General features: G+C 30.5%; 3 protein-coding genes and 2 pseudogenes. All 5 read left to right on the top strand.

Annotated elements, in window-relative coordinates:
* Window positions 1–123: 123 nt before the first annotated feature.
* Window positions 124–528: pseudogene (locus EIC27_RS06145) on the top strand (malic enzyme-like NAD(P)-binding protein); the annotation flags it as partial.
* 9 nt (window positions 529–537) lie between these two features.
* Window positions 538–1,923: pseudogene (locus EIC27_RS06150) on the top strand (class II fumarate hydratase).
* 212 nt (window positions 1,924–2,135) lie between these two features.
* Window positions 2,136–3,485 (top strand): hypothetical protein, encoded by a 1,350-nt coding sequence (locus EIC27_RS06155; RefSeq protein WP_126045196.1) that lies wholly within the window; start codon window positions 2,136–2,138, stop codon window positions 3,483–3,485.
* 87 nt (window positions 3,486–3,572) lie between these two features.
* Window positions 3,573–5,033: a DnaJ domain-containing protein gene (locus tag EIC27_RS06160; RefSeq protein WP_126045197.1), complete on the top strand. Its 1,461-nt coding sequence runs from the start codon at window positions 3,573–3,575 to the stop codon at window positions 5,031–5,033.
* A 68-nt stretch (window positions 5,034–5,101) separates the two neighbouring features.
* Window positions 5,102–5,255, top strand: a 154-nt coding sequence (gene tnpA, locus EIC27_RS08410; protein WP_410519450.1) for an IS66 family insertion sequence element accessory protein TnpA, incomplete at its 3' end; no start/stop codon positions are given.

Consider the following 5,255-nt stretch of genomic DNA (forward strand, 5'->3'; position numbering starts at 1 on the left):
ATTCTTGAAATACTTCATTAATTTTGGGTCTACTTTCAGCATTATTAACATCTATCATTTCTTTCAGAATATCAAAGATTCTTATACTTTTCAACAGATGCGACAGAACCCGCAGAAGAAGCTTATCGCTATAGTAAAGGTAAAGCACTTTATGCAGCTGGAGTTCTTTTTGATCCTGTCAATCTTGGTGATAAAACTTATTATCCTGCACAGGCAAATAATTTATGGATTTTCCCAGCTGTAGGTATGGCAATATATGCAACTGAAGCAAAGTTTGTAACTGACAAAATGTTTTTAATTGCAGCACAGACTTTAGCTCAGCAGTTAAATGCTGAAGAGTATAATAAGGGTACTTTATTACCTTCTACTTCTAGGATACTTGAAATTGCTCTTGAGATCTCGGTAAGTGTAGCTAAGGTGATTTTTGATGATGGTTTAGCAAGAGTTGAACGTCCTGATTATGACTCTCATATATTGCAGTTTATAGAGAAAAGAATGTATCATCCTTTTTATAAAGACTATTTGTAGGGGGTTGATATGGAGCAAAAATTTAGGCAAGAGAGTGATTCAATTGGAACAATTCAAGTTCCATCTGATAGGTATTGGGGTGCACAAACTCAAAGATCATTAATTCATTTTTCTATATGAGAAGATATAATTCCAATAGAAATGATTCATTATATGGGGATTTTGAAGAAATCAGCAGCTTTGGCAAATTTTGAGTTAGGGCTATTGAATAAAGAAAAAATGGATTTAATAGTCAAGGCGTCAGATGAAATAATTGCTGGAAAGTTGGATAACCACTTTCCTTTGCATGTTTGGATGACTGGGAGTGGAACTCAGAGTAATATGAATATTAATGAGGTAATATCAAACAGGGCTATTGAATTGGCAGGTGGTATTATGGGGACAAAGAATCCAATACACCCTAATGATCACATAAATATGTCACAGTCTTCTAATGATACTTTCCCAACAGTTATGTGTATTACAATTGCAAAAATAGTTTTAGACAAACTACTTCCTGCGCTAAAGAAGATTACTGATGGATTTTGGAAAAAGAGTAAAGAATGGTCTGACATTGTGAAAGTTGGGCGTACTCATATGCAAGATGCAGTACCTCTTACATTGGGACAAGAATTTTCTGGATATGCGGTGAATTTAGAGGAAGCTTATGAAAGGATAGAATGGGCACTCAAAGATGTATATAAACTTGCTATAGGAGGAACTGCTGTTGGAACAGGAATCAATACTCATCCAGAGTTTTCTGAAACAGCTGTCAAAAATATAAAAAAATTTACTAATATTCCGTTTGTTTCTGCAAAGAATAAATTTGCTGTTCAGGGATCACATGATGCTTTGGTAGCAATGAGCGGGGCAATTAAAACATTAGCCTGCACGTTGTTGAAAATTGCAAATGATATCAGGTTGTTAAGTTGTGGACCTAGAGCAGGATTTCATGAACTAATTATTCCTTCAAATTAACCAGGCTCATCTATTATGCCTGGCAAAGTTAATCCAACGCAGTGTGAAGCTATGTCGATGGTTGCAATACAAGTAATTGGTTATGATAATGCTGTGTCACATGCTGGTGCTGGTGAATATCTTGAGATGAATGTTTATAAGCCTTTGATATTACATAACATAGTACAGTCGGTAAAAATAATTTCAGATAGTTGCTTAAATTTTACAAAATATTTATTGGAGGGAACAAAGCCTAATAAAAAAAAAATAGCCTACTTTTTGGATCAGTCTTTAATGCTAGTGACTGCACTTAGTCCAGTTATAGGATATGATAAAGCTTCTAAACTAGCACATTATGCAGACGATAATGACTGTACTTTAAGAGAAGCAAACAAGAAGCTTATGTATTTGAAAGAGGAAGAGTTAGAAAAGTATTTGCTTCAAGCTGTTCAGCTATGAATACTATTGTAAACTATAAAATATCAAACTTTTGATAAAATTAAATATTTTTGTTGTGTAATATTTTTTTGTGTGTATAATGCGCTCACATATTATTTAGCTCATAATTATGCATTGTCTAAAATTATGTGAAATAATATAATTTAAAGCTTATAAATGGTGTGTGGTGCATAAAGAGTAATATATGTGCTATTTATAAATGTAGGGGTATCATGCGGATAGAAAAAATTTGGTCCTATACTACAAATGGGAATATTAATAAAAGATCCAGTTTTGACAAATACGAGGGCAGATTAAGCGAAAAAACAGTGATTTTACCATTAGTTTTTCAGATAGGTAAACCAGGAGATAATTTATTTGGCTACATAGATTATAAATCTCTTGGTGATAAAATAGATAAAGCATATCTAATTTATGCACTAAAAAAATGTTCTCAGGGTTTGCCATATACTGAAGGCAGTGCAATAAATCAACAGACAGTAATCAAGGGAGGTAGTGGAAGATATGCCATAAAATTGTTTATGTTAGGTGATATTAGAATAGATTCAAATACTGTCTTAATAGGTCCTAAAGATAAAGGTGCTGCTAAATTAATAATTTTTAATACTGTTCACAGACATGGTACTCTAGAGGAAAAATCATTTTATGCACAGAAGCAAAGCGTAGCCGAAATCTTTGTTAATTACAGTGAAAATGAAATTACTGAGATAACACAACAGCCAGTATACAATGAGTCAACAACAGTATTAATTAGATATGCACTTGCATATAATTCTGAATTTTTAAAAATGCTATTGCAAGAAAATGATACAGATATAAAAGAAAAACTTGCGTATGATCAAGATAATGGTGGATTTTCTATAATACACTTATTAGTAAGTATGTGGGAACCAAGACAAGGTGAAAAATATATTGATAGAACAGAAGCAAAAGGAGTAACTAATGAAAACTGGGGAGAAATATTTAATTTGGCACTAAATAACGTAGAACCGATTGATATAGAGCAACGAAATTATGGTAGTTTATTAAATTTATTAGGAAGAATTATTAAAACCAATAACTTAAGGATTTTAGAGCATATTCAACACCCTGATCATACTAATTGGAAACAATTTTTACAAAAATATAAATGGGATCAAAAAGAGAGTCCTTTGAAATTCTATTTAGAAAATCCTGAATTAATTAAAAAAATAAATCCAGAGTTACTTAAGTTTATAATTGATCTTAACCCTAAATGGTTATTTCAAGCTGTTGGTGAGGACAAAAGTTATTTTGAACATTTTGCAAAGGTGTTATATGACAATTATCCTAATGAAAATAATCAGATTACAGCGCCAAAAAGTATCAAGGGTAAAGCAAAAACCAAATCTCCACAAAAATCAGATACAAATAATGAATGTGATCAAGACAATCAACGGAAGTTAGTAAAGGTATTAGGATCATACAATCCTTTAGAAAGAATTAGCTTTGGGAAAATGGTAGCGGAATTTGATGAATTTAAATTACAATTTTACAATGATTTGGGTTTCAAAAAGATAAATAATATAGAATTTGAGACATGAGATCCAATAAATCAAAAAATTAGTAAATTAATAAAAGTTATAGAGTTTTTTTGGAAATTTTTTAATCTGGATACTAAAAAGTGTGTGTTGGAAAATTTGCTATCTATAGAAAATCTAAAAAATTTAGATAAAGCGAATGAAGATAAACTTTTTACATTATTTAAAGATTCACATGAGCATCAAGAATTATTTTTTAATCAATATAATCAAAATCAAGGCGGTGATCCGCGTATTTATGAGTTATTTATATGCAATAATAAGGAAAATAAAGATGTGCTCAATAAGCATGGTGCTCTATTTATAAAATTTGCTTTTTTAGAAGAGACATCATTAATAATACAGTTTATAAATACTAAAATTGATATAACACAAATAATACGTGACATTCAATCTGGTAGGCTAGCATTGCCAACAAATGATAATAATGCTTCTTCTACTAATCCAATTAAAAAGCTAGCACAACTTACTAATAATTTTGCTACCTTGGAGGCAGAGGATATAGAAATATTAATTCATGAGCTTCTTAATAAACGCGTATATTATCTGACGCCAAAAATATTACTCAAATTAGCAAATCACAAAAGTATACTAGAATTGCTTAAAGATGAAATTGGTGATGTTGTATATATTGGCCAGGCTGCATTACGTATAGCTGTAGAACAGCAAAGCAGTGGGAATAATACAGTAGATCTAGATGACAGTGGAGAAAAAATAAAAAATTTAATTAGTATAGGTTTGAATCCTTATATAAGTGAGGAAGGTTGTTTTTTGAGTACATTTAATTTGTTATGCAAAAGTGCTAATAACCCAAGAGTTCTACAAGTGATAAAAACAGTAAATGATATTTATCCCATAAAAAATGCTTTGGAAGAATTTCCTATAGTTGAAGATGTATTATGTCTATTGCCTATATACGAAGAAAGTTTTGATGATAGCGTTACACAATTAGACTCCTGGATAGATACAATGGCAATGTCATTACCTAAACAAGACAATAATCAAGCAGATAGGTTAACTAATTCTAATTTATTAGAAAAATTTCGCTTTTCTTATTATTTTGGGAAAAAAGGATTTTTTCTACATAATGAAATTAGTAATTTTCAAAGATTAATTCGTGAAAAAGAAATAACAGATAAGAAAGGAAATCCATTAAATATTACGAGTCAAAGGAATATAGTAGAAGGTTATAGAAAATTAGCAGTAGCAACGCATCCTGATAAAAATGGGTCAGCTGATGAATTTTCAGTAATTAACAGCTTATATAACAACTTGTCTGACTCTGCATCGGAAGCACTTAAAATGAAAGAAAAAGAATTTTTAGTGCGTACACAAAGCTATATAACTAAAGCAAACAAGCTTGTCAGTGTGGGGTTTTTAACATTAAAATTACTTTCTTCTCACATAGATTTAATTATATCTGAACCTAATTGGATGAATATATTTGAGATCTCTAAAAATGTTATCTCAATAGCTAGTTTATTTAACCCTTCTTCAGCAATATTAAGTTATGGTGTATATTCATTTCTTACATATCAATGTAAGCGCTAAAATAAGGGCATCTAGGCAAGAATAAAAATAAGTGGTAGAACAAAAGCCTAAAAAAATAGAGGCTAATGATGCTATTAGAAAAAAAGAAAAAAAGAATAAGTAATGAAAAATGGAAAGAGCTAGTAGAAGAATATAAAAAAAGTAATGTAAGTAAATATGAATTTTGTAAGCAAAAGAATGTGCCGAGAAGTACATTTTATAAATGGCACAGAATTCTTGTAG

This window comes from Candidatus Aquarickettsia rohweri (assembly GCF_003953955.1).
GTDB classification, from domain to species: domain Bacteria; phylum Pseudomonadota; class Alphaproteobacteria; order Rickettsiales; family Midichloriaceae; genus Aquirickettsia; species Aquirickettsia rohweri.

Excerpts from the sequence above, each read along its gene's own strand:
- EIC27_RS06155 (WP_126045196.1), top strand. The coding sequence starts at position 2,136 with ATGCGGATAGAAAAAATTTGGTCCTATACTACAAATGGGAATATTAAT.